Source organism: Streptomyces nogalater (assembly GCF_039532885.1).
Lineage (GTDB): Bacteria > Actinomycetota > Actinomycetes > Streptomycetales > Streptomycetaceae > Streptomyces > Streptomyces nogalater.
The window spans coordinates 231493-254592 of the sequence record NZ_BAAASM010000020.1 but is presented as its reverse complement, the minus strand read 5'-3'; the positions used below and the strand labels follow the sequence as shown (position 1 = coordinate 254592).

Below are 23100 nucleotides of genomic sequence, written 5' to 3'. Positions count from 1 at the left end.
GGGGGCGGGGGTGGGGGTGGGGGTGGGGGTGGGGGTGGGTACAGCGTGAACCCGCCGGGTGCCCAGGCCTTGAGCTTCGGTGGCCGCTCCGGGCAGCCGTCGGGCCGGAGCGTGGTGAGCTTGTCGGTGCCCTTGACGTGTCCCTCGCTGAGGTACTCCCCCGGGAACCGCTCGACGGTCGCCACGCACCGCGCCGTGACGCCCGGGTCCAGACTCGGGAGAGTGTCGTCACCCGTCGCGCAGACGATGGCGGAGGGCTGGAGGACGGGGTCGGTGAACCGCAGGTCGTACACCGTACGGTTGCCGGTGTTGGTCACGTCGTAGAAGACGGTGGCCCGGCCGAGGAGAAGGACGCCGTCGGTGACTTCGCCGCCGGTCGTCACGGTCTCGGTCAGCGACAGCCGGCCGCCGACGCCCGTGTATCCGGAGCGGGCCGACGCCCGGGACTCGTAGCCGAGGGAGGGGACGCGGCCGACGGCCGTGACGTCCGCGATCCAGGTGCCCTCGCGCGCGGTGGACCACGCGGTGCACGTCGCCGAGTCGAGGCCGCGGAGCATGCGCAGGTGGTCGCCGCCGCCGGGGCAGCGGATGACGGCGCCGGGCAGGCCCGGGTCGCTCACCCGGACGTCGTAGAGGTCGGCCCCGGTCCGGTTGATCAGGCGGTACGTCTTCACCAGCGGGCGTCCGACGCGGATGCCGGGCCGGGTCGCGCCGGTGCCGGGCCTGGTGTTGACGGTGACCTCCAGGGCGAGCCCGTGGGTGCCCGCGCCGTCGGCTACGGCGCGGTCCACCGCTCCGGCCGACACGGCCATGAGCAGGGGCAGCACCGCGGGGAGGCGTGTCCCGACGGCCCGTCCGCACCCGACCAGTGCACCAATAAACACATAAATAGGATTAACAGAGCGGTCTGGGGTGGGTTTCGGTCCACGCCGGTCACCGGACGCAATCGCATGAAGATCACTCCAGTGGCCGCGTGAGGGGAGCCGGTGCCCCGGGCCGCCGGCCGACGGTGCCGGGCCCTCGCTCAGTCGCCGGGCATCAGTCCCGCCGCGACCGTGGCGCCCAGTTCCCAGCACGCCTCGGTGTCGGCCCTGCCCGGCTCGCCGGTGACGGTCACCGGGTCGGCCGCCCGGCGCCAGCCCAGACCCGTGGTGACGGTCTCGACGGCGCGCACGGCACCGGTGACGTCGTTGCCCCCGTGGACGTAGTAGCCGAAGGGGCGGCCCCTGGTCTCGTCCAGGCAGGGGTAGTACACCTGGTCGAAGAAATGCTTGAGCGCGCCGGACATGTAGCCGAGGTTGGCGGGCGTGCCGAGCAGGTATCCGTCGGCTGCCAGCACATCGGAGGCGGTGGCCGACAGGGCCGCCCGGTGTACGACGCGGACGCCCTCGATCTCCGGTGTGGTGGCGCCCGACACGACGGCTTCGAACAGCGCCCGGCAGTTCGGCGACGGGGTGTGATGGACGATCAGCAGGGTAGGCACACCCGGCACCCTGCCGTGCGGTCGCCGCGGGCGCAAACGGCGGGCGGCGCCGGGCGGCGCGAGGGACGCGCCGCCGGGGTGGCGAGAGGAGTCGTGAGTCGTCATGGCCGAGGAGAACCACCGGACGCCGGCCGCCGTGGTGTTCGACGCGCTGGGCCTGGACTACGAGCGGGCGTTCGCCGATTCCACGGCGCGCCGGGCGTCGCTGGACTGGCTGCTGGAGCGGTTGACGCCGGGCAGCAGGGTGCTGGACGTGGGCAGCGGAACGGGACGGCCGACCGCGCAGACGCTGGCCGGGGCCGGGCACCGGGTGCTGGGCATCGATGTCTCGCCGGTCATGGTGGACCTGGCCGCCCGGCAGGTGCCCGGGGCGGAGTTCCGGCTCGCCGACATCCGTCGGGCGTCGCTCGCGGAGGCCTCGTTCGACGCGGTGTGCGCGTACTTCTCGCTGCTCCAGATGTCACGCGCGGAACAGGCGGCCGTCGTGGCGAAGCTGGCGCGGGCGGTACGGCCCGGCGGCCTCGTCGCGCTGGCCACCGTCCCCCTCGACGTGGAGGACGTCCAGGGCGTCTTCATGGGACAGCCCATACGGCTGACCAGTTTCGGCGCGGAGGCCTTCACCGGCCTGGTGACCGGCGCCGGCCTGACGGTGCTGGCCGAGCAGCACTCCCGGTTCACCCCCCGTCTTCCCGAGGCCACGCCCGAACCGCAGCTGTTCGTGCACGCCCGGCGCCCGGCCCAGCCGCCGGCGGACCGGTGAGCCGCGTTCCGTCCGGCGTTGTCGGTGCCCTCGGCTAGAGTTGCGGCTCCGCATCGAACAGGAGACGACAGTGCAGGTCAGGGTGGGGAAAGTCGGCGGTCGCGCGGCCGTCGCGGCGGCGCTCGCGGTGCTGCTCGGCGGTTGCGCCGAGGCGGCGGACGACGACGGGAAGACGTCCGCGAGCGCGTCGGCGGGAGCCGAGGGGGCGGCCGGGGACAACGGGAAGAAGGCCGCGGCGGCGGACCGCGGCGGCACTGTGGGCCCGGCCGGTTCGGCCTGTGAACTGCCCGTCAGCTTCGGCATCGCGAAGGACTGGAAGCCCAAGTCCATCGACGCCGACAAGGAGTTGTCCCAGGTCTCGGAGGGCGAGGACGGCGGGAACGGCGAGGACGGCGACCTGGCCGGGGAACTGGCCGAGGCGCTGCTCCGGCAGGGGCCGGTCACCGCGGCCTGCGAGATCGACGCCAAGCCGTCGGGGAACATCGGCTTTTTGCGCGTGTGGAAGGGCAGGCCCGGCGACGCCGACGCGGGCGGGGTGCTGCGCGCGTTCGTCGCCGCCGAGAAGGACGTCGACAAGGCCGAGTACCACTCCTTCAAGACCGGCGGCGGTGTCGCCGCCGTGGAGGTGGAGTACCTGAAGACGAACAAGCTCCTGGAGGAGACCAAGGAGGAGAGCGCCTTCGCGGTCGGCACGCCCGACGGCCCGGTCGTCCTGCACCTCGGCGGCCTGGACACACGGGAGCACGAGGAGATGCTGCCCGCGTACGACCTCGCCAAGCGGACGCTCACGCTCTCCTGAGGACCGCCGCCGGGCCCTTCCTCAGTCCCTGGCCGTGGTCCGGCCCAGGTAGGTGAGGGGGCCGGGGTCCGGTACCGGGATCGGGTGGAAACCGACCCGGTCGTAGAACGCGCGGGCGGCGGTGTTGGCGGTGACCATGCCCAGGTGGACCGCCTGGACGCCGTGTCCGTACAGGGCGTCCAGGAAGGTGTGCAGCAACCGGCGGCCGTGCCCTCGCCCCTGCCAGCGCGGCAGCAGGTCGATGTGCAGGTGGGCGGGGTAGGCGGCGAGTTCCGGCAGCAGCATCCGCTCCGGATGGTGCAGCAGCCGGATCATCTCCTCGGTGGGCGTGCGCGGCGGCCCGGCGGGCTCGGGGTAGCGGCCGGCCAGCCGGGGTATCCAGACGCGCCGGAAGTCCGCGACGAAGCGCTCGGTGTCCGCGGTGCCGAGGATGTAGCCCACGACCCGGCCCGTGCCGTCGTCCAGGACGAAGGCGAGGTCCGGGTCGAAGTGGCAGTACGGATCGGCGAAGAGGGACGGCATGAGGTCCGGGTCGGGGTAGAGCGCCCGGGAGTCGCCGCCGAGGTGCGCGGTGCGGGCACAGACGTCGGCGACGGCGTCTCGGTCGGCGGGGCGGTAGGGCCGGATCAGGGGGGCCGGGTCGGGGAAGGACATGGCCCCATAGTGATCTTTTGGGAGCGCTCCCACAAGATGTGCGCCGAGTCCGGGCGGACACGGGCACACATAAGGCACCCCTGGATGAGTCATAAGGTCGACTTATGAGGTCATAGGGCGGACCCCCGTACCAGGTAAGGTCTGCCTTAGTTTAGGCTTCCTGATCAAGTCGCCCATTCACGCTCGAAGGGAACCTGATCATGCCGCGCCCCCTGCGGGTAGCCATCGTCGGAGCCGGCCCCGCCGGGATCTACGCCGCCGACGCCCTGCTCAAGTCCGAGGTGGCCGCCGACCCCGGCGTGTCCATCGACCTCTTCGAGCGGATGCCCGCCCCGTTCGGCCTGATCCGGTACGGCGTCGCGCCCGACCACCCGCGCATCAAGGGCATCATCACCGCCCTGCACCAGGTACTCGACAAGCCGCAGATCCGTCTCTTCGGCAACGTCGACTACCCGGCGGACCTCAACCTGGACGACCTCCGCGCCTTCTACGACGCGGTGATCTTCTCCACCGGCGCGATGGCCGACCGGGCGCTGCCCATACCCGGCATCGACCTGGACGGCTCCTACGGCGCCGCCGACTTCGTGTCCTGGTACGACGGCCACCCGGACGTGCCGCGCACCTGGCCGCTGGAGGCGGAGAAGGTCGCCGTGCTCGGTGTCGGCAACGTGGCCCTGGACGTGGCCCGCATCCTGGCCAAGACCGCCGACGAGCTGCTGCCGACCGAGATCCCGCCGAACGTCTACGACGGTCTGAAGGCCAACAAGGCCGTGGAGATCCACGTCTTCGGCCGCCGGGGCCCGGCCCAGGCGAAGTTCAGCCCGATGGAGCTGCGCGAGCTGGACCACTCCCCGAACATCGAGGTCATCGTCGACCCCGAGGACATCGACTACGACGAGGGCTCGATCGAGACCCGGCGCGGCAACAAGCAGGCCGACATGGTCGCCAAGACGCTGGAGAACTGGGCGATCCGGGACACCGGCAACCGTCCGCACAAGCTCTACCTGCACTTCTTCGAGTCCCCGGCGGAGATCCTGGGCGAGGACGGCAAGGTCGTCGGTCTGCGCACCGAGCGCACCGCCCTGGACGGCACCGGCAACGTCAAGGGCACCGGCGTCTTCAAGGACTGGGACGTCACGGCCGTCTACCGTGCGGTCGGCTATCTCTCCGAGAAGCTGCCCAAGCTGCCCTGGGACGACGACTCCGGGACCGTGCCGGACGAGGGCGGCCGGGTCGTCGAGGACGGCGGCACCCACCTTCAGTCCACCTACGTCACCGGCTGGATCCGGCGCGGCCCGGTCGGTCTCATCGGCCACACCAAGGGTGACGCCAACGAGACCGTGGCCAACCTGCTGGACGACTACGCGAACGGCCGGCTGCACACCCCGTCCGCGCCCGAGCCGGAGGCCGTGGACGCCTTCCTCGCCGAGCGGAATGTCCGCTTCACCACCTGGGAGGGCTGGTACAAGCTGGACGCCGCCGAGCGCGCGCTCGGCGAGCCGCAGGGCCGCGAGCGGGTGAAGATCGTCGAGCGCGAGGACATGCTGCGGGAGAGCGGGGCGTAAGGCCCCGGCCGCACCGAGAAGACGGCGGACCGGCCCGGGCCGCGTGCGATGCCGGACGGCCCGGGCGGCAGACCCGGGGCGGCAGACCGGGGTAGTGGACCGGGGTAGCGGCCCCGCGCGGCGGACCCGGGTAGCGGATCTGGGCGGCCGGTCAGCGGCGGACGAGGTCGCGCGGCCCGCGGTCACGGCCAGGGCGCGGGCGGCAGGCACCAGGGTCGCCGTCCGGCCGAGGCCGCCGCCACGCACCACACCGGCTCCGGGCAGGCACGTCCAGCCGGGGACACAGGGCGGCGATCCCGGCCGCGAGGACGAGCAGACCCACCGCCGTCAGGGCGAGCGCGGCCCCGGGAGGCGTACGGTTCGCGCCGGCCGTGCCCGGCCGGCACCGGGCGTACGCCGTACCGGATCCGGGCGTACGGTCGCCTGCCGGTGCGCCGGGCGTGCCCCCGGCCGACGCGCGGGGTTCGGCCCCCACGCCCGGGTCACGCCGCCGAGCGGTGATACTGGGAGGCGCACCCGCCCCCATCAGCAGATTGGCTCATGTCGAACTCCGCCACCGACCACGCCACCGTCCCGCCGACACTCTGGGCGGTGCGGGGCCGCCACACCGGCCCCGCCCCCGAGGACGTCGTCCGGCGCACCCTGCGCCGGCACAAGGAGAGCGGGGACATCGACGACTTCGCCGAGCCGCCCGCGGCCGGGGATCCCGGCCGACGGGTCTTCGAGGCCCGCTGGCGGGCCGGCGGCACGGTGACCGTGCGGGCCCGGCTGACCCTCGCACCGCGGCGGGACCGGCCGCAGGGGCACGAGTGGCGGCTGGTCGCGGAGGCGGAGCGGCCGTGGGACGACGCCTGGCCCTCGCCCGCGACCCTGTTCTGGCCCGACGGCGGCTCCGGTGACGACGACGGTTCCGGCGACGACGACGGCTCCTGGGACCATCACCCCACGGTCGCCGGTCTGCGCTTCCGGCACGTCAACCCGCTCCCCGAGGACGACAAGGAGATGCGGCGCCGGCTACGGGACGCGGCCCGGGAGGCGTGGTGTGTCCATGTCGTCGTACACGAGGCGATGACGCCGGACGAGCGGGGCCGGCTGCCGCTCGCGGGGCTGTTCCCGCCCGGTCTGCGGCACCGCGTGATCGAGCACCGGGCCGCGCCGCAGCAGCTGCGCGGGGTCAACTGGGCGCTGAAGGACCTGGGCGTGGAGGTGCCGCGCGGCGGCGCGGTCCTGCTGCCACCGGACCCCGCGCCGCGGGATTACGACCGCCGGGAGCACAGCGTGCGCAACGTCTTCCTGGACGGCTCGGAGCCGGCCGAACTCGTCGCGGCGCTACGGCACTTCGTCGCCCTGCCCCGGCCCCTGTCCCCGGACGCCGCCGACGCGCTGACGGATCTGCGCGAGAACTGGACCCTGATGACCCTCCAGGAGCGGTTGGAGCGCGAGCGGCGGCTGGTCGCGATGTACGCCGACGCGCTGGAGGCCATGACGAAGTCCCGGGACCTTTACAAGCAGGCCGCCGAGCAGGCACTGGAGGCCCTGGCCGCCTACCGGGACGTGCCCCCGGCCGCCCTGCCCCAGCAGCGGCCCGGCCCCCGGACACCGGGTGCGCTGCAGCAGCTGACGCGGACGTTCGAACGGCTCAAACTGCCCGTGTGGGGACGGCAGGAGCCGGAACCCGCCCAGGACGCCCCGTCCGGCGCGGCCGACGGCGCCGGCGCACCGGCCGGCACACCGGCGCCGGTGGACGAGAAACCGTCCTGATCCTCCCCTACGGCCCGGACAAGGAGCCCCGATGGACACGACCACCACCCTGCTGCTGATCGCGGCCTGCGTGGCGGCGGTGCTGCTCGCCGCCGCCGTAGCCCTGCTGGTGCGGCTGGTGCGGGCCCGGCGCACGCTGCGGCGGGCGGGGCTGCCGACGGGCCCGCGGTGGGTGTTCTGGGGCGCGGTCGCCTATCTGCTGCTGCCCACCGACCTGCTGCCCGACCCGGTGTACCTGGACGACATCGGCGTCCTGCTGCTCGCCCTGCGCAGTATGCCGCTGCCGCGCCGGACGCCCGAGCTCTGACCTCCGCCGGCCGCCGGCCACCGACCCCTGGCGGACCGGGGAACGCACGGCCGGGCCGCCCGGGTGCGTCCCCCGCCTCCTCGGGGTGGATCCGCGGGCCCGGGCGGCGCGGGGCCGCTTCCGCTGCCGGTCGGGGGCCCTCCGGTCGGCCGTCGGCGCCTCGGGTGACGCTCTCGCCTCACGGCGCCGGGCAGTGTAGACATGGGCACATGGTGCGACTGCCCGGCCGGTCCGCTCCCCGGCCGCCCCGAGCGTTCGGGCACCCGCGCGCACCGCACCGCCCACCGCGCCGGGCACGCGCGTCGGGCGGCGACCGGTCCGGGGTGCTCCGGTCGGCCGCGACCGGGCGCAGCGTGGCCGGCCAGGTGTTCCTCCTGCAAGTGGTGATCGTGCTGCTGCTGGTCGTCGCGGCCGTGGTGGCCCAGGTGCTCCAGGTCCGGCACGACACCGACGTGGAGGCCGGCAACCGCTCCCTGGCCGTGGCGCAGACCTTCGCCAACGCGCCGGGCACGCGGGAGGCCCTGCGCTCCGCCGATCCCACGGCCGTGCTGCAGCCGCGCGCGGAGGCCGTCCGCAAGGCGACCGGCGTGGACTTCGTCGTGGTGATGAACACCGAGGGCGTCCGCTACACCCACCCCAAGCCCGACCGCATCGGCAAGAGGTTCGTCGGCACGATCGCCCCGGCCCTGGCCGGCCGGACGGTCACCGAGCACATCACCGGCACCATCGGCCCGCTGGTGCAGGTCGTGGTGCCGGTGCGGGACCCGGCGGGCAAGGTGGTGGGGCTGGTGTCCGCCGGGATCACCACCGCGCACGTGGGCGGTACCGCCGACCGGCAGCTGCCGCTGCTGCTCGCGGCGGCGGCCGCCGCGCTGGCGCTGGCCACCGCGGGCACGGCCCTGGTCAGCAGGCGGCTGCTGCGCCAGACGCACGGCCTGGGGCCGTACGAGATGACCCGGATGTACGAGCACCACGACGCGGTGCTGCACGCCGTCCGCGAGGGTGTCCTGATCGTGGGCGGCGACGGCCGGCTGCTGCTCGCCAACGACGAGGCCCACCGGCTGCTGGACCTGCCCGCGGACGCCGAGCGGCGGCATGTGCTCCAGCTGGGTCTGGACGACGAGACGGCGGACCTGCTGGCCTCGGGGCGGATCGCCACGGACGAGGTGCACCTGGTCAAGGACCGGCTGCTGGCGATCAACCAGCGGCCCACCGATCTGCGCGGCGGCCCGGCCGGCAGCGTCACCACCCTGCGCGACTCCACCGAGCTGCGCGCCCTGTCGGGCCGGGCCGAGGTGGCCCGGGAGCGGCTGAACATGCTCTACGACGCCGGGGTGACCATCGGCACCAGCCTGGACGTGGCCCGGACCGCCGAGGAGCTGGCCTCTTTGGCGGTGCCCCGGTTCGCGGACTTCGCCACCGTGGACCTGTTCGACCCGGTGCTGAACGGGGAGGAGCCCCGGCCGGGCACGGCGCTGCGCCGCACGGCCTGCGCGGGGGTGCGGGAGGACTCCCCGCTGTATCCGCTCGGTGAGCGGATCCGGTTCGTGCCCACCTCGCCGCAGGCCCGGGCGCTGACCACGGGGCAGTCGGTCGTGGTGGAGCGGCTGCGCGAGGCGCCCGGCTGGCGGGCGCAGGATCTGGAGCGCACCGACCAGGTGCTGGACTACGGCATCCACTCGCTGATCACCGTGCCGCTGCGGGCGGGCAGCCTGGTGCTGGGCCTGGCGAACTTCTGGCGGGCGGAGAAGCCGCAGCCGTTCGACGCCGAGGAGGTGTCCCTGGCGGAGGAGCTGGTGGCGCGGGCGGCGGTCTCCATCGACAACGCCCGCCGGTACACCCGCGAGCACAGCATGGCCGTCACCCTCCAGCGCAGTCTGCTGCCGCGTTCCCTGCCCGAGCAGGGAGCCCTGGAGATCGCCTACCGCTATCTGCCGGCCCAGGCGGGGGTCGGCGGCGACTGGTTCGACGTGCTGCCGCTGTCGGGGGCCCGGGTGGCGCTCGTCGTCGGGGACGTGGTGGGGCACGGGCTGCACGCGGCGGCGACGATGGGGCGGCTGCGGACGGCCGTGCACAACTTCTCGGCGCTCGACCTGCCGCCGGACGAGCTGCTCGGTCTGTTGGACGAACTGGTGGGGCGGCTCGACCAGGACGAGACGGCGGTGGCGGGCGGGGCCGTGGTGACGGGCGCGACCTGCCTGTACGCCATCTACGACCCGGTGTCCCGGCGGTGCACCGTGGCCCGGGCCGGCCATCCGCCGCCCGCGCTGGTGCACCCGGACGGCACGGTGGAGTTCCCGGACGTGCCCGCGGGCCCCCCGCTGGGCCTGGGCGGGCTGCCGTTCGAGACGGAGGAGCTGGAGCTGGCGGAGGGCAGCCGGCTGGTGCTATACACCGATGGTCTGGTGGAGGACCGGGAGCGGGACATCGACGAGGGGCTCGGCCTGCTGGGCGACGCCCTGCGGCGGACGCCGGGTGCCTCGCCGGAGGAGACGTGCCGGGCGGTGCTGGACCGGCTGCCGGCCCGGCCGAGCGACGACGTGGCGCTGATCGTGGCCCGCACCCGGGTGCTCGGCGGCGACCGGGTCGCGCAGTGGCAGGTGCCGACCGATCCGGCGGCGGTGTCCCACGTACGGTCCTCGGTGACCCGTCGGCTGGCCGACTGGGGGCTGGAGGAGCTGGCGTTCACCACAGAGCTGATCCTGAGCGAGCTGGTCACCAACGCCATCCGCTACGGGCGCGGCCCGATCGCGGTACGGCTGCTGCGTGACCGCGCCCTGATCTGCGAGGTCTCCGACCGCAGCACGACCTCGCCGCACCTGCGGTACGCGGCGAGCACCGACGAGGGCGGCCGGGGCCTGTTCCTGGTGGCCCAGCTCGCCGAACGCTGGGGCACCCGCTACACCCCCCACGGCAAGGTCATCTGGGCGGAACAGCCGCTGCCGTGAGCGCGGGGGCCGCGGAGTCCCCTTGAGGCGCCGCGGGCGAGGGGTGACGATCTGCGCTCGCCGCCCGGGAAGCCCTGGACACCGGGGGGTGTGCCCGGGGCCCCGCGACGGGTACGGGCCGCCGACGCCGAGCGGGCGGGCCGACGGGGACGACGACGGCCCGGCGGACGACGGCACCGGGTGCACCGCGTTCGCCATGGCCGTGGTCGGCACCTGGCCGCGCGGTGACCGCGCGCGTACGGTCCGCCGGGCCCGTCCCGGGTTCCCGGTTCGCCTGAGCGTGAGCGGCGGTCAGCCGCCGTTGAGGCGGGAGCGGAGCAGTTGCTTGCCCAGTTCCGCGCCCTTGCGGCTGTCGGACTGGGCCTTGCGGAACAGTTCCACGACCTCGTTGTCCCCGTCCCGCTCGGCGTCCTGGATGTACTGCTCCAGCCGCAGGGCGTTGCTCAGGCACGCCTCGACGTACCAGATGAGGTTGTAGTCCTTGTCGCGGGTGCCGGTGACGTCGCCGGTCTCGCTGGTGCTGGTCATCCCGGGTCTCCTCCTTCTGTCGAGACTTGGGTCGATTCCGCTGTGGGAGACCCCGGGTACCCGTGCGACCTGCGGACACACCGGCCGATCGGGCGGTTGCCGCTCCTCGTCGCTCGCGGGCTCAGCCGAGGGCGCGGTCCAGGTTGAACGCGGCGCTGATCAGGGACAGATGGGTGAACGCCTGCGGGAAATTGCCCTGTTGCTCGCCGGTGCGGCCGATCTCCTCGGCGTACAGGCCGAGGTGGTTGGCGTAGGTGAGCATCTTCTCGAAGGCCAGCCGCGCCTCGTCGAGCCGGCCGGCCCGCACCAGCGCCTCGACGTACCAGAAGGAGCAGATGGAGAAGGTGCCTTCGTCGCCGCGGAGGCCGTCGGGGCTGACCTTCGGGTCGTAGCGGTAGACGAGGGAGTCGGAGACGAGGTCCTCGGTGAGGGCGTCCAGGGTGGACAGCCACTTGGGGTCGGTGGGGGCGATGAACTTGGCGAGGGGCATCATCAGCACGGAGGCGTCGAGGACGTCGGCTCCCTCGTACTGGACGAACGCGCCCCGGCGCTGCGACCAACCGCGGTCCATGATCCGCCGGTAGACGGCGTCCCGGGCCTGGCGCCAGCGGCGGTGGTCGGCGGGCAGCCCGCGGTGGTTGGCCAGCCGGATGGCCCGCTCGATGGCGACCCAGCACATCAGCCGCGAGTACAGGAAGTTCTTGCGTCCGCCCCGGGTCTCCCAGACGCCCTCGTCGGGCTGGTCCCAGTGGTCGCACAGCCAGTCGACCAGATGGCACAGGTCGTCCCACTGCCCGCTGGAGATGGGCTGCGCCCACTTGTCGTAGAGGTAGACCGAGTCGATCAGGGCGCCGTAGATGTCCAGCTGGAGCTGGCCGGCGGCGGCGTTGCCGACCCGGACCGGCGCGGAGCCGAGGTGTCCCTCCAGATGGGGCAGCTCGCGTTCGGGCAGGTCGGCGCGGCCGTCGATGCCGTACATGATCTGCAACGGCCCCGAGGCGGCGCCGTCGCCGGGGCTGATGTGCGTGGTCAGGAACTTCATGAAGGCCTCGGCCTCGCCGCTGAAGCCGAGCCTGAGCAGCGCGTAGACGGCGAAGGCGGCGTCGCGGACCCACACATAGCGGTAGTCCCAGTTGCGCTCGCCGCCGAGCTGCTCGGGCAGGCTGGTGGTGGGCGCGGCGACGATGGCCCCGGTGGGGGCGTAGGTGAGCAGCTTCAGGGTGAGGGCCGAGCGGTGCACCATCTCGCGCCAGCGGCCCCGGTAGCGGGACTGGTGCAGCCACCGGCGCCAGTAGGCGACGGTGGCGTTGAACTCGTGTTCGGCCTCGGCGTGGGCGCAGGCGCGGGGCGGTACCCACGGGCCGAGCTGGTCGAGGGCGAACACCGCGGTCTCGCCCTCGGTCAGCTTGAACTCGGCCCGCGCGTCCCGGCCGTCGGTCTCCACGGCGACGGTCGAGGTGAGCGCCAGGGACAGGGCCGGGGACTCAAAGAAGACCATGCCGTCCACGGTGCGCAGGACGTGCGGGGCGGCGCCGTAGTCGAAGCGCGGCGCGATCAGGGCCCGGAAGGGGACGGTGCCGCGGACGCACACCACGCGCCGGATCAGCCGGTGCCGGCTCACCTCGCGGGCATCATCGCAGCCGATGGGCATGAAGTCCTGCACCTCGCCGACGCCCTCCTCGCTGAAGAAGCGGGTGATCAGCACGTTGGTGTCGGGGAAGTAGAACTGTTTGGTGCGCGCGGGGACGGCGGCGGCCAGCTCGTAGCGTCCGCCGCGCTCGGCGTCGAGGATCGCCGCGAAGACGCTCGGGGAGTCGAAGGAGGGGCAGCAGTACCAGTCGATCGTGCCGTCGGTGCCGACCAGGGCCACGCTGCGCAGGTCGCCGATGAGGCCGTGGTCGGCGATGGGCAGGTAGCGGGGGCTGGGGGCGTCCTCGGGGAACGGCGTCGCGGCCATCGGCGGCCTCCCGGTGGGCGTTGCGGGGGCGTTTTCCCGCTTACGGGATGTTTTCCAGCTTAGGGGCGAGTGGTTTGCCGTGGCGCGGGAACGCGCTCCGCAACCCGCCCCCGGCGTCTTCCGGATGCAGGGTGCGCCGGGGCGGGCAATGGTGAGAGTGTGCCCCGTTCGGAGGCACCGGCACGGATGCGGTCATCCGGACCGAGGAGGAGGCATCATGTCGGCATCCACACCCGAAGAGTCCCGCGCGTCGGACGACGTCTGCACCCCGGACGCCCTGCTCCACTCCGCGCCCGCCGGGGACGTCAGCCCTGAGGACCTGGTGATGGCGGCGGGCCGGGACGTCACACCGAAGACCCTCGACTGGGCGCGTCGCAAGCTGGAGTCGGAGGGCCCGGCGGCCATCGAGAAGCTGCTGCCCTAGGGCGGTCCGGGGATCCGACGCGAGAGGAGCGGGCCGGCGGGGCCGGGCGCGGACAGCGCCCGGCCCGCGCTGTTCCGGCGCACCACCGAGGCGGCAGGAGGCCGTTTGGGCCGACCGCCGCTCCGGCACACGGCCGCCGCGGCGAACCGCCGTCGTCCGCACGCGATCGTTCGACGGACGATCGCGTGCCGCCCGGGTCAGGGCTCTTCCTCCACCACGTGGACCGCCGCTTCCTCGGCACCCGCCGCTCCCCCGTCGATACCCACGTCCCGGGCGACCTCTTCCCTGGTGGTGTCGGTGTGGATGCCCTCGTCGGGGGCGACCAGGCGGCCCGCTCGGGCGGCGCCGGCCTCGGGGTCGAGTGGTTCGCCCTCGCCGCCGGGCAGGTCGCCGATCTCGTCGCCGGGCGGCGCGGAGACGTCCGGCACCTCCTGGCCGAGCCGTTCGTCGAGGGTCTCCCCCTCGTGCTGCTCGGCGGCGGTGGTGCCGTGCTTGGTGACGCCCAGGGGACGCTCGGGCGGGGAGTAGCCCTCGTCGAGCATGTCGTCGTAGGTGCGCTCGCCGAGCGCGTCCTGCATGTCCAGCGGTCCGGCGTCCTCCTGTTCCTCGTTGCCGCCGGTCGGCTGGTAGGCGTCGTCCGCCATGGGGGTCTGCTCGGACTGCTGGTCGCTCATGGTCGCCTCCTGAGGGTTCACGGACCGTCCTGGTCCGCGTTTCCCCCGGCCGGAGCCTTAATCCCACCGGCCGTGAGCACGGCGGCCACCGACGTCGCCGGCCCTGATCCGCTCCTGCCGCGTCGGGAGCCACGGACGCGGTGCCGGGTCCGGGCGGTGGGCCCGGGCCGAGCGGGGAGGGGGCGGAGCGGTTCAGGGACGGCCGTCAGGGAGGTGTTCCTCCGTATTGCGCGTGCTCCACCCTTATGTCATCGCCGCGTACCTGCAACCCGTGTGCAGTAAAGACCACGGCACGGCTTCCCCATGGGCAGGGAAAGCCGCCCTGGTCCGGCGGTGCCGCTCGGTCCGCCCTCCTGCCCGTCGGGAGCGCGGGGGACTCCCGGGCGTCACAGCGCCTTGCGCCGCACCAGCACCCCGAGCACCAGCAGGCCGGGCAGCAGCGGCAGCCAGACGGTCAGCAGCCGGTAGCCGAGCACCGCGGACGCGGCGCCCGCGCCGGGGGTGCCGGCGGCGCTGAGGGCGAGGGCCAGCGCCGCGTCCAGCGAGCCGAGCCCGCCGGGGGTGGGCAGCAGGGCGGCGGCGCTGCTCGCGGCGAGGTACAACAGCGCCACCTGGAGCGGGGCGAGCGGCAGCCCGACGGCCCGGGTGACGGCGATGAGGACCAGCGCGTGCAGCACGGCGAAGGCCAGCGAGCCGCCCCACAGGGCCGCCGCGCGGGCCGGGCGGGCGTGCAGCGCGCGGATGTCGGCCAGCACGGCGGCGAGCGCCCGCCTCCACCGCGACCGCCAGGGTGTGACCAGCAGCAGCACGAGCAGTACGGCCAGGCCCGCGGCGGCGGCGAGGGCCGCCGGGGACAGGTGGGGCAGGCGCAGCAGCCCGGGGCAGGCCGGGACGAGCAGCGCGATCAGGGCCAGGCGGACGGCGGCGCCCGTGGCGGCCTTGACGGCGAGCGCGCCGGCCGCGCGCCCGGCGGGCAGTCCGCAGCGCATCAGGAAGCGCAGGTTCACCGCGCCCGCGCCGATCCCCGCGGGCAGCAGGTGGTTGGCTGCGGAGGCGGCGAACTGCGCGGCGAGCAGCCGGGGTCCGGGCAGCCGCCCCACGACGGCGCCCTGCTGGGCGAGCGCGGAGGCGGCCCAGGTGCCCATGGCGGCCACCGCGCCGGTCAGCAGCCAGCCGTGGTCGGCGACCGCCAGCCGCCCGGCCCCGCTTTCCACGGCGGGCCAGTGCCGGCGGACCAGGTACAGCGCGCCGAGCAGGACGACGAGGCAGCCGCCGGCGTGCCAGTAGGCGCGCCGGCGGCCGAGCGAGGCGGTGAGGCCGGCCGGCGATGTCATGAGCCGGCGCCCGGGACGACGTAGTACAGCCGGACCGTGCCGACGGCCGCGGACGTCCAGCCGCGGGCGTACCCGGGCGGTGCGGCTCCGGCCGGCACCAGCGCGGCGACCGGCATCCGCCGGGCGGTGCGGGCGATGGCGTCCGGGGTGGTGTCGGCGTTGGGTCCGGCCGTCGCGGCCGAGGCGCAGCCGGCGGCGTACGCAACCGGGATGGCCTCGTGACCGGTGAGCAGGCAGGGCGGGCGGACGCCACGGTGATGCAGTGCCGCCACGGTATCGGCCCAGGCCTCGCGCGCGCCGACGGTGTTCTCGGTCGTCCGCACGGCCACGGCGAGCTGCGCCGCGAGGTGCGCGGCGAGTCCGGCGCACACCAGCGCCCGGACCACCGGGCGCCGGCCGGTCAGCGGGCGGGCGAGGACGTCGGCGAGGGGAACGGCCAGCAGGGCGTAGGCGGGCAGCAGGAAACGGGGTGCCGCGTAGCCGATCAGGAACAGATAGGGGAAGGCGGCTGTCGCCGCGCAGCCGAGCGGCAGCAGGGTGGCCGCCGGGCGCCGGGCGCGGATGGCGACGGCCACGGCGAGCGCGGCGAGCAGGGGCAGGGCGAACCACCACACGGTGAGCAGGGGGTGCGGCAGGGCCCCGGAGCACGGCCGGCACAGCGTCCGGCCGCCCAGGGCGCGCAGGTGGTCCACGACGGCGAGGTGCCAGCCGAGGCCGCCCTGGATCGCCGAGCCGTCGGCCAGCCGGCGGGCCAGGCCGCCGTAGCTCGTGTACGCCTCGGCCACCCACTGGACGGCACCGGCGGCGAGCCCGGCCGACAGGACGAGCAGGGCCCGCCACCGACGGCGGGCCAGGCCCGCGGCGAACAGCGGCAGGGTCGCCCAGACCGCGTCCACCGGCCGCATCCACGCCATCAGCGCCGCGCCGGCCGCCAGCCCCCACAGGGCCGTCCGGGCGGTGCGGGCGCGCAGGAAGCAGCCGACGGCGGCCAGCGCGCCGAGGGCGACCCAGAGGTTGGGCATGGCCTGGGGGCCGTAGAAGAGGGTCACCCACAGGGAGGCGAACAGGCCGCCGGCCAGGGCCAGGACGCGGGCGGGGAAGAGTCCGCGCCAGGCGCGCAGGGCCGCGAACAGGGCGAGGCCGGACAGCAGGGCGAGGTAGAGCCGCAGCAGCGCGGTGGACGACGACCAGGACGCGACGGGAGCGACCAGCAGCGAGACGCCCCGGGCGCGGGGTGCGCTGAAGAAGGCGGCGGGGGCGTGGTCGCCGACCTGGCTGACGTACACCGTCTCGTCCCAGCCGAGGCCCATGCCGGGCGGTACGAGGAGGAGTTGGGCCAGTGTGAAGGCCCCGGCGACGGCCGCGAGGGGCCAGGTGGTACGAGCGGGGGCGGAGCGCGCACGGCTCGCCGCGTCGAGTGTCGCGTCCACGCTGCCGGTCATGACCACCCCTCACGTCCCCACGGGTCGTAGCGTCCACTGTCCCCCGCCGTCCCTCAAGTGCCGGGAGGCGGGCGGGCAGAACACGGCCGGACCGTCGGGGATCACCCGGCCGTGCCCGGCGGGCAGGGCCATCCGGCCGACGTCCTTACGGCCTGTAAGGCGGAGGGCATGGCCGGCACAGGGTCGCGTGGCAGTCGGCGGCGCGGCGCGGGGGAACTGGAGAGCGAGGTACTCGCCGTCCTCTGGGCCACCGACCATCCGCTGACCCCGGCGGAGATCCGGCAGTCGATCGGCGGGCGGCGCGGCGCGTACCGGCCGGCCCGGAACGCGGCGGAGCTGACGGCCCAGGCCACGCACGAGGCCCTGGGCCGGGGGCCGGACCCGTTCGCCGCGCTCCGGCACTTCGTGACCGGGCTGAGCGCCGAGGAGGAACGGGTGCCGCGGAAGCTGCTCGACGGCGATTACGGTGTCGCTCCGTAGGAGTGCGGGGCACATGCCGGGTGCGGGATGTGCATGGCTGATCGCGCGGTTCCCCACGCCCCTTGGGCGAGTCGCGGCCGGCCTGCCTCAGGGACGCGGGGAACCGCGCGAACAACCCCCACGCGCCCGCACCGGGCTACGGCCCGCATCCGCCACCGCGCGCCCCCGTGTCACCGGGCCACGCCCGTGTTCGGCGCCCGGTGCCGCGGCTGGGCGGGGGTGGGCCGGCGCACCACCGGGGGCACGGGGCGGACCGCCGGCTCGTCGGTGGCGACCGTCAGCGCCTCGCCGTGGTGACGGATTGTCAGCGGCTCGCCGTCCAGCAGCGCGTACGTCACCTTGTCGGCGCCGATGTCCACGCGCAGCCGGCGTCCGCGGAAGGCGACGTGGAAGGCGAGGCGGCGCAGCCGTTCGGGCAGGCGGGGCGCGAACCGCAGCCGGTCGCCGTCGCGGCGCATGCCGCCGAACCCGGCGACCAGTGCCATCCAGGTGCCGGCGAGCGAGGCGATGTGCAGCCCGTCCCGGGTGTTGTGCTCCAGGTCCGCGAGGTCCATCAGCGCGGCCTCGGTGGTGTAGGCGTAGGCGAGGTCCAGATGGCCGGTCCGGGCGGCGACGACGGCCTGGCAGCAGGCGGACAGGGAGGAGTCGCGGACGGTCAGCGGCTCGTAGTAGGCGAAGTTCCGGGCGATCTGCTCTTCGTCGTGCTCCTGCTCGAAGAAGTCGCCGCAGGTGTACATCGCCAGCACCAGGTCGGCCTGTTTGACGACCTGTTTGCGGTAGAGGTCGAAGTAGGGGAAGTGCAGCAGCAGCGGGTACTGGTCGGCGCGGGTGGCGTCGAAGTCCCAGCGCTGGTAGCGGGTGAAGCCGGCGTGCTGTTCGTGGACGCCGAGTTCGTCGTTGTAGGGGATGTGCATGGCGTCGGCGGCGTCCCGCCAGGCCGCGCTCTCCTCCTCGTCCACGCCGAGCTGCCGGGCCCGGTCGGGGTGGCGTTCGGCCGCGTCGGCGGCGGCTCGCAGGTTCTGCCGGGCCATCAGGTTGGTGTAGGTGTTGTCGTCGGCGACCGCGCTGTACTCGTCGGGGCCGGTGACGCCGTCGAGGTGGAAGACGCCGTGGGTGTCGTGGTGGCCGAGCGACCGCCACAGCCGGGCGGTCTCCACCAGCAGCTCCAGACCGGTCTCCCTCTCGAAGTCGGTGTCGCCGGTGGCCTCGACGTAGCGGACGGCGGCGTCGGCTATGCCGGCGTTGACGTGGAAGGCGGCGGTGCCGGCCGGCCAGTAGGCGGAGCCCTCCGGGCCGGCGATGGTCCGCCAGGGGAACGCGGCTCCGGTGAGCCCGAGTTGGGCCGCGCGTTCGCGGGCCTCGTCCAAGGTGTTGTACCGCCAGCGCAGCGCCTCGGCGACGGCCTGGGGCGCGGTGTGGGTGAGCACGGGCAGCACGAACATCTCGGTGTCCCAGAAGGCGTGCCCGTCGTAGCCGGAGCCGGTCAGCCCCTTCGCCGGTATCGCCCGCTGTTCGGCGCGGGCCCCGGCCTGCAGCACGTGGAACAGCGCGAACCGGACGGCCTGCTGGATCTCCTCGTCGCCCTCCACCTCGACGTCGGCGCGGGCCCAGAAGTCGTCCAGGCAGGCCCGCTGGCCGTCGAGCAGGCCCTGCCAGCCGTCGTGCGCGGCGGCGGCGAGCGCGGCGTCGACCTGGTCGGCCATCGCGGGCAGCGACCGGGCGCCGGACCAGCCGTGCGCGACCAGTTTCTCCACCCGGAGCGTCTGTCCGGGCTCCAGCACGGAGGTGACGGTCAGCCGGGCCACGTCGATACCGCTCTCGCTGCGGGTGGTGGTGCGCTCGGGTCCGGTGACGACGTGGTCGGCGGCCACGGCGACTCTCAGGCCGCTGCGCCGGGTGCGGTGCACCAGCCGCAGCCGGTTGCCGGAGGCGAAGTCGTCCTCCTGTTCCAGCGGTGACTTCAGGGCGCGGGCCGCGCGCGGATCGCCGTCGGGCTCGGGCAGGCTCTCGTTGGCGACCAGTTCGGACTGGATCACCACCCGGCTGCGGTCGCCGACGGCCTCCACCTCGTAGGCGACGGCGGCCACCGCCCGCTGGGTCAGCGACACCAGCCGGGTGGAGCGCACCCGGACCGTGGAGCCGGCCGGGGAGGTCCACTCGCAGGTGCGCTCCAGCACGCCCCGGCGCAGGTCCAGGACGCGTTCGTGGGCGACGAGCCGGCCGTAGCGCAGGTCGAACGGCTCGTCGTCCACCAGCAGCCGGATGATTTTGCCGTTGGTGACGTTGATGACGGTCTGCCCGGACTCCGGGTAGCCGTAGCCGGCCTCCGCGTACGGCAGCGGGTGCACCTCGTGGACGCCGTTGAGGTAGCTGCCGGGCAGGCCGTGCGGTTCGCCCTCGTCGAGGTTGCCGCGCCAGCCGACGTGCCCGTTGGACAGCGCGAACACCGACTCGCTCTGGGCGAGGACGTCGAGGTCGAGGGCGGTCTCCCGGACGGTCCAGGGCTCGACGGCGTACGACCGGTCGGTGATCAACGCTTGCCTCCCAGCTCGGCGAGGTCCTTGACGACGGTGTCGGCGCCGTGCGCGTACAGCGCGTCGGTCTGGCCCACCCGGTCCACGCCGATCACATAGCCGAACCCGCCGGCGCGGCCGGCGTCCATGCCGGCCAGCGCGTCCTCGAACACGGCCGCGCGGGACGCCTCGACGCCCAGGTCCCGGGCGGCGGCGAGGAAGGTGTCGGGGCGGGGCTTGCCCGGCAGGTTCCGCTCGGCCGCCACCACGCCGTCGATGCGTACGTCGAAGAAGTGCTCGGCGCCCACCGAGCGCAGCACGTCCCGGCAGTTGGCGCTGGAGGAGACGATCGCGGTGCGCAGGCCCGCCGCGCGCACGGCCTCCAGATAGCGCAGGGTGCCCTCGTACGCCTCGACGCCGCCGGTGCGGATCTTCTCCAGCAACAGCGCGTTCTTGCGGTTGCCGAGGCCGTGCACGGTGGCGGCGTCGGGCGGATCGCCGGGCTCGCCCTCGGGCAGCCGGATGCCGCGCGAGGCGAGGAAGGCGCGGACGCCGTCGGCGCGGGGGCGGCCGTCCACGTACTCGTCGTAGTCGGCGTGGGCGTCGAACGGCCGTCCCCGCTCGCCGTCGTAGCCGCGCAGGAACGCGTCGAACGTCTCCTTCCAGGCCGCCGCGTGCACGACGGCCGTCTTGGTGACCACTCCGTCGAGGTCGAAGAGACAGGCCTGGATGGTGTCGGGCAGACCGAGCTGAGTCATACCGAGGACTGTTCCCCGTCCGGGGCGGTCCAGTGGGTGGCGCACACCACATGCGCTACGGACGGGTGGTGACACACTGTCCGGTGTGCCTGTGACCCCGACCTTTCCGGTGTGCCTGTGACCCCCGACCGTGTCCCGCGGACCTTCGACGACCTCCTCGCCCGTGCCCGCGCCCTGCCCCGAGGGGGCGGGCGCGCCCTGCTCGGCATCGCGGGCAGCCCCGGCGCGGGCAAGACGACCCTCGCCGAGCGCCTGGTGGCCGCCCTGAACGGCGACGGATCGCGGTGGGCCGCGCAGGTGCCGATGGACGGGTTCCATCTCGCCGACGCCGAACTGGACCGGCTGGGCCGCCGGGACCGCAAGGGCGCCCCGGACACCTTCGACGCGGGCGGGTACGCGGCGCTGCTGCGGCGGCTGCGCGAGGAGACCGGCGAGGTGGTGTACGCGCCGGGGTTCGAGCGGATGCTGGAGCAGCCGCTGGCGGGCGCGATCCCGGTGCCGCCCGAGGCCCGCCTGGTCGTGACCGAGGGCAACTACCTGCTGCTGACCGAGGGTTCGTGGGCGCGGGTACGGCCGTGCCTGGACGAGGTGTGGTTCTGCGAGATCGACGAGGCGGAGCGGATCCGCCGACTGGTCGCCCGGCACGAGGAGTTCGGCAAGGAGCACGCGGCGGCCGTGGCCTGGGTACGGGGCACGGACCAGCGCAACGCCGAACTGGTCGCGGCGACCCGGAACCGGGCGGACCTGGTTGTGCCGGCCGCCGCGTTGCCTGGCGTGGACCTACGCCGCCGTACTGCCACGCCGTGACCGGTAGCCGCCGCCCCACGGCTCCCGGCAGGCCGGTACAGCGGACACCGCCCGGTCGTCGGTCCTGCCGCGTCAGGCCTCCACACGCCACCGGAACGACGAACTCCGGCCTGTCACCGGTGTGCCGCCCCAGGGCTCCCGCCGAACCGATACGACGGACATCAACCGGTCGCCGTCGCAGCCGTGCCGACCCCACGGCCGGCCGTACCGGGAACCGAGGCCCCCGCACTCTGGGTGGCCCGGTAGCGGATATCGCGCACCGCGGGCGCCCAGCGTTGGCTCACCGGGCAGCGATTCGGCTCAGCAGTGCGGCCCGCATAGTTGCATGCGCGGGTTATCGGCTTGAGTCGATGTAGTTGCCGCCTCTCTGTTCCCAGGTTTTTCTGGGGCCACCCGGCTTTCCCGTTGATCGAGCCAGCACCGCAGCGCCGGGGCGCGAGAACCAGGAGTGAGGCATGCTTGCCGCCCGTTTGCACCAGTGGAACGACGTTCCCACCCTTGAAGAGACCGCGTCGCCCGGCTCGGCGCAAGCCGGTGAGGTCACCATCGCCATGGAAGCCGCAGCTGTCACTCATCTGGATCTGACTCTCACAACCGGCACTTTCGCCTATCGGCCCGAGCTTCCCTTCATCCCCGGCACGGCCGGTATCGGCAGGGTGACCGGCGGAGAGGCCGGGCTCGTGGGGCGCAGGGTACTGGTCCGCGGTGCCGGCATCGGTCTGGAGCGGCCCGGTACATGGGCCACTCAGGTAACAGTTCCCGTCGCGGGAGTGCGCACGATACCTGAACGGATCGATGCGGCTCTGGCAGCCACATGCTATTCGCCCATGACGACCGGCTGGGCTGCGGTCGATCCGATCGGCCGGATCGACCGCGGTGACCGTGTGCTGGTCACGGGAGCCTCCGGGGGCGTGGGGTCCATGGCTGTTCAACTGGCGGCGCGAGCCGGCGCCACCGTCCTCGCCGCCATCCGCACTCCCGCCAAAGCGGCTGCGGTACCCGACGCCGCGCACGACATCCTCATCGGACAAGGCCCGGATACTCTCGCGACGGCGGCTGCCGACGGCGGCGTCGATGTTCTGCTGGACACTGTGGGCGGTGCCGCTGTCCAGACCTTCTTGCCTGCCATGCGACCCGGCGGCCGCGCTGTCCTCATCGGCTATACGGCAGGCACGACCTTGAGTGTCGACCTGCCCACCCTGATGGCCCGGGACATTACCTTGCTGCCGATGAACATGGTCCGTCGCCAGGTGCCCGACGAGGTCTTCCACAGCCTGTTGCGGGACCTTGGCGACGGACGGTTGAAGCTGGATACCACCACCTACGCGTTCACCGATCTGGCTGAGGCGATCACCGCCCGCACCGCCGGCACGGCGTCCGGCACCGTCGCAGTCACGATGTGACGTGGCCGCGCGCCCACGACCCCGCACTACCGAGCTACGGGCTGCTGCTCGGCGTAGGCGTCAAACAGCAGCCAGCTCGACAGGTGACAGGACGTCTGCCCACGTACCAGCTATCGTGCTTCGGCTCAGCCCGCGGCAATCAGCGGTTACGGACAGCCGTGGCGGCTGCCGCCGGCCGAGCGGGTGCTGTCGGTGGCTGTGTACTACCGCCCGAACCTCACCATGCGGCAGCTCACCCTGCTGTTCGGCGTCTCCCCGGCAACGGTGTGCCGGGTGATCCAGCGGCTCGGCCCGCTGTCGGCGGTGAGGCCGGCCCGCGCGCGTGCCGATGCCGCTGACCGGTTGTGGATCGTGGACGGCACGCTCGTCCCGGTCCGCGACCGCAAGATCGGCGCGTCTTCACGCAACTACCGGTTCTCGGCGAACGTGCAGGTCATCGTGGACGCCGAGACCCGCTTAACTGGTCATCATCAACCGGGCGTCGGCGACACTGGTCCATCTGC

At 73.9% G+C, this 23100-nt stretch carries 19 protein-coding genes and 2 pseudogenes; 11 read left to right on the top strand and 10 right to left on the bottom strand.

Annotated elements, in window-relative coordinates:
- Both ABD350_RS16800 and ABD350_RS16795 read right to left on the bottom strand, forming a co-directional pair.
- Positions 1–827: pseudogene (locus ABD350_RS16800) on the bottom strand (hypothetical protein); the annotation flags it as partial.
- Between the two features lie 197 nt (positions 828–1024).
- On the bottom strand, positions 1025–1483 hold the full coding sequence (locus ABD350_RS16795) for a flavodoxin family protein (protein ID WP_344348915.1): 459 nt from the start codon (positions 1481–1483) through the stop codon (positions 1025–1027).
- 103 nt (positions 1484–1586) lie between these two features.
- Between ABD350_RS16795 and ABD350_RS16790 the strand changes: the two genes are divergently transcribed.
- Complete coding sequence (locus ABD350_RS16790; RefSeq protein ID WP_344348914.1) at positions 1587–2243, top strand: class I SAM-dependent methyltransferase; 657 nt, start codon at positions 1587–1589, stop codon at positions 2241–2243.
- Between the two features lie 70 nt (positions 2244–2313).
- The gene (locus ABD350_RS16785) at positions 2314–3042 is read left to right on the top strand and encodes a lipoprotein (RefSeq protein WP_344348913.1); all 729 of its coding nucleotides are present in this window, start codon (positions 2314–2316) and stop codon (positions 3040–3042) included.
- 21 nt (positions 3043–3063) lie between these two features.
- Here ABD350_RS16785 and ABD350_RS16780 read toward each other — a convergent pair whose 3' ends face one another.
- Positions 3064–3696, bottom strand: a complete 633-nt coding sequence (locus tag ABD350_RS16780; RefSeq protein ID WP_344348912.1) for a GNAT family N-acetyltransferase — start codon at positions 3694–3696, stop codon at positions 3064–3066.
- A gap of 200 nt (positions 3697–3896) precedes the next feature.
- Between ABD350_RS16780 and ABD350_RS16775 the strand changes: the two genes are divergently transcribed.
- From ABD350_RS16775 to ABD350_RS16760, 4 genes are all read left to right on the top strand, one after another.
- Positions 3897–5261 (top strand): FAD-dependent oxidoreductase, encoded by a 1365-nt coding sequence (locus ABD350_RS16775; RefSeq protein ID WP_344348911.1) that lies wholly within the window; start codon positions 3897–3899, stop codon positions 5259–5261.
- Between the two features lie 540 nt (positions 5262–5801).
- A complete protein-coding gene (locus tag ABD350_RS16770) occupies positions 5802–7022 on the top strand; it encodes a hypothetical protein (protein WP_344348910.1) in 1221 nt (406 codons plus the stop codon).
- 31 nt (positions 7023–7053) lie between these two features.
- Positions 7054–7329 carry a DUF1232 domain-containing protein gene (locus tag ABD350_RS16765; RefSeq protein WP_344348909.1) on the top strand — a complete coding sequence of 92 codons (276 nt, stop codon included), beginning with the start codon at positions 7054–7056 and terminating at the stop codon, positions 7327–7329.
- Positions 7330–7538: 209 nt separating this feature from the next.
- Positions 7539–10277: a SpoIIE family protein phosphatase gene (locus ABD350_RS16760; protein ID WP_344348908.1), complete on the top strand. Its 2739-nt coding sequence runs from the start codon at positions 7539–7541 to the stop codon at positions 10275–10277.
- A 291-nt stretch (positions 10278–10568) separates the two neighbouring features.
- Here ABD350_RS16760 and ABD350_RS16755 read toward each other — a convergent pair whose 3' ends face one another.
- Positions 10569–10805 (bottom strand): hypothetical protein, encoded by a 237-nt coding sequence (locus ABD350_RS16755; RefSeq protein WP_344348907.1) that lies wholly within the window; start codon positions 10803–10805, stop codon positions 10569–10571.
- A 121-nt stretch (positions 10806–10926) separates the two neighbouring features.
- Complete coding sequence (locus tag ABD350_RS16750; protein ID WP_344348906.1) at positions 10927–12762, bottom strand: glycoside hydrolase family 15 protein; 1836 nt, start codon at positions 12760–12762, stop codon at positions 10927–10929.
- Positions 12763–12979: 217 nt separating this feature from the next.
- Here ABD350_RS16750 and ABD350_RS16745 point away from each other — a divergent pair, with 217 nt between their 5' ends.
- Positions 12980–13186 carry a hypothetical protein gene (locus tag ABD350_RS16745; protein WP_344348905.1) on the top strand — a complete coding sequence of 69 codons (207 nt, stop codon included), beginning with the start codon at positions 12980–12982 and terminating at the stop codon, positions 13184–13186.
- 197 nt (positions 13187–13383) lie between these two features.
- On the opposite strand, the gene ABD350_RS16740 is transcribed toward ABD350_RS16745, so the two are convergent.
- The 3 genes from ABD350_RS16740 to ABD350_RS16730 form a co-directional block, all read right to left on the bottom strand.
- The gene (locus ABD350_RS16740) at positions 13384–13860 is read right to left on the bottom strand and encodes a DUF5709 domain-containing protein (RefSeq protein WP_344348903.1); all 477 of its coding nucleotides are present in this window, start codon (positions 13858–13860) and stop codon (positions 13384–13386) included.
- Between the two features lie 386 nt (positions 13861–14246).
- Positions 14247–15194 (bottom strand): lysylphosphatidylglycerol synthase domain-containing protein, encoded by a 948-nt coding sequence (locus ABD350_RS16735; protein ID WP_344348902.1) that lies wholly within the window; start codon positions 15192–15194, stop codon positions 14247–14249.
- A complete protein-coding gene (locus ABD350_RS16730; RefSeq protein WP_344348900.1) occupies positions 15191–16636 on the bottom strand; it encodes a hypothetical protein in 1446 nt (481 codons plus the stop codon). Before ABD350_RS16730 ends, ABD350_RS16735 begins: the two co-directional genes overlap by 4 nt.
- Positions 16637–16804: 168 nt before the next feature.
- Here ABD350_RS16730 and ABD350_RS16725 point away from each other — a divergent pair, with 168 nt between their 5' ends.
- Positions 16805–17116 (top strand): CopY family transcriptional regulator, encoded by a 312-nt coding sequence (locus ABD350_RS16725; RefSeq protein ID WP_344348898.1) that lies wholly within the window; start codon positions 16805–16807, stop codon positions 17114–17116.
- Positions 17117–17286: 170 nt separating this feature from the next.
- Here ABD350_RS16725 and ABD350_RS16720 read toward each other — a convergent pair whose 3' ends face one another.
- The gene (locus tag ABD350_RS16720; protein ID WP_344348897.1) at positions 17287–19650 is read right to left on the bottom strand and encodes a glycoside hydrolase family 65 protein; all 2364 of its coding nucleotides are present in this window, start codon (positions 19648–19650) and stop codon (positions 17287–17289) included.
- Entirely contained in the window at positions 19647–20387 is a 741-nt protein-coding gene (locus ABD350_RS16715) for an HAD family hydrolase (RefSeq protein WP_344348896.1), read from the bottom strand. Before ABD350_RS16715 ends, ABD350_RS16720 begins: the two co-directional genes overlap by 4 nt.
- A gap of 111 nt (positions 20388–20498) precedes the next feature.
- On the opposite strand from ABD350_RS16715, the gene ABD350_RS16710 reads away from it, so the two are divergent.
- From ABD350_RS16710 to ABD350_RS16700, 3 genes and pseudogenes are all read left to right on the top strand, one after another.
- Positions 20499–21194, top strand: a complete 696-nt coding sequence (locus ABD350_RS16710; RefSeq protein ID WP_344348895.1) for a nucleoside/nucleotide kinase family protein — start codon at positions 20499–20501, stop codon at positions 21192–21194.
- Between the two features lie 455 nt (positions 21195–21649).
- Positions 21650–22597, top strand: coding sequence for a quinone oxidoreductase family protein (locus ABD350_RS16705; protein ID WP_344348894.1), 948 nt, complete (start codon positions 21650–21652; stop codon positions 22595–22597).
- 150 nt (positions 22598–22747) lie between these two features.
- Positions 22748–23056, top strand: a pseudogene (locus tag ABD350_RS16700) (helix-turn-helix domain-containing protein); the annotation flags it as partial.
- Positions 23057–23100: the final 44 nt, after the last annotated feature.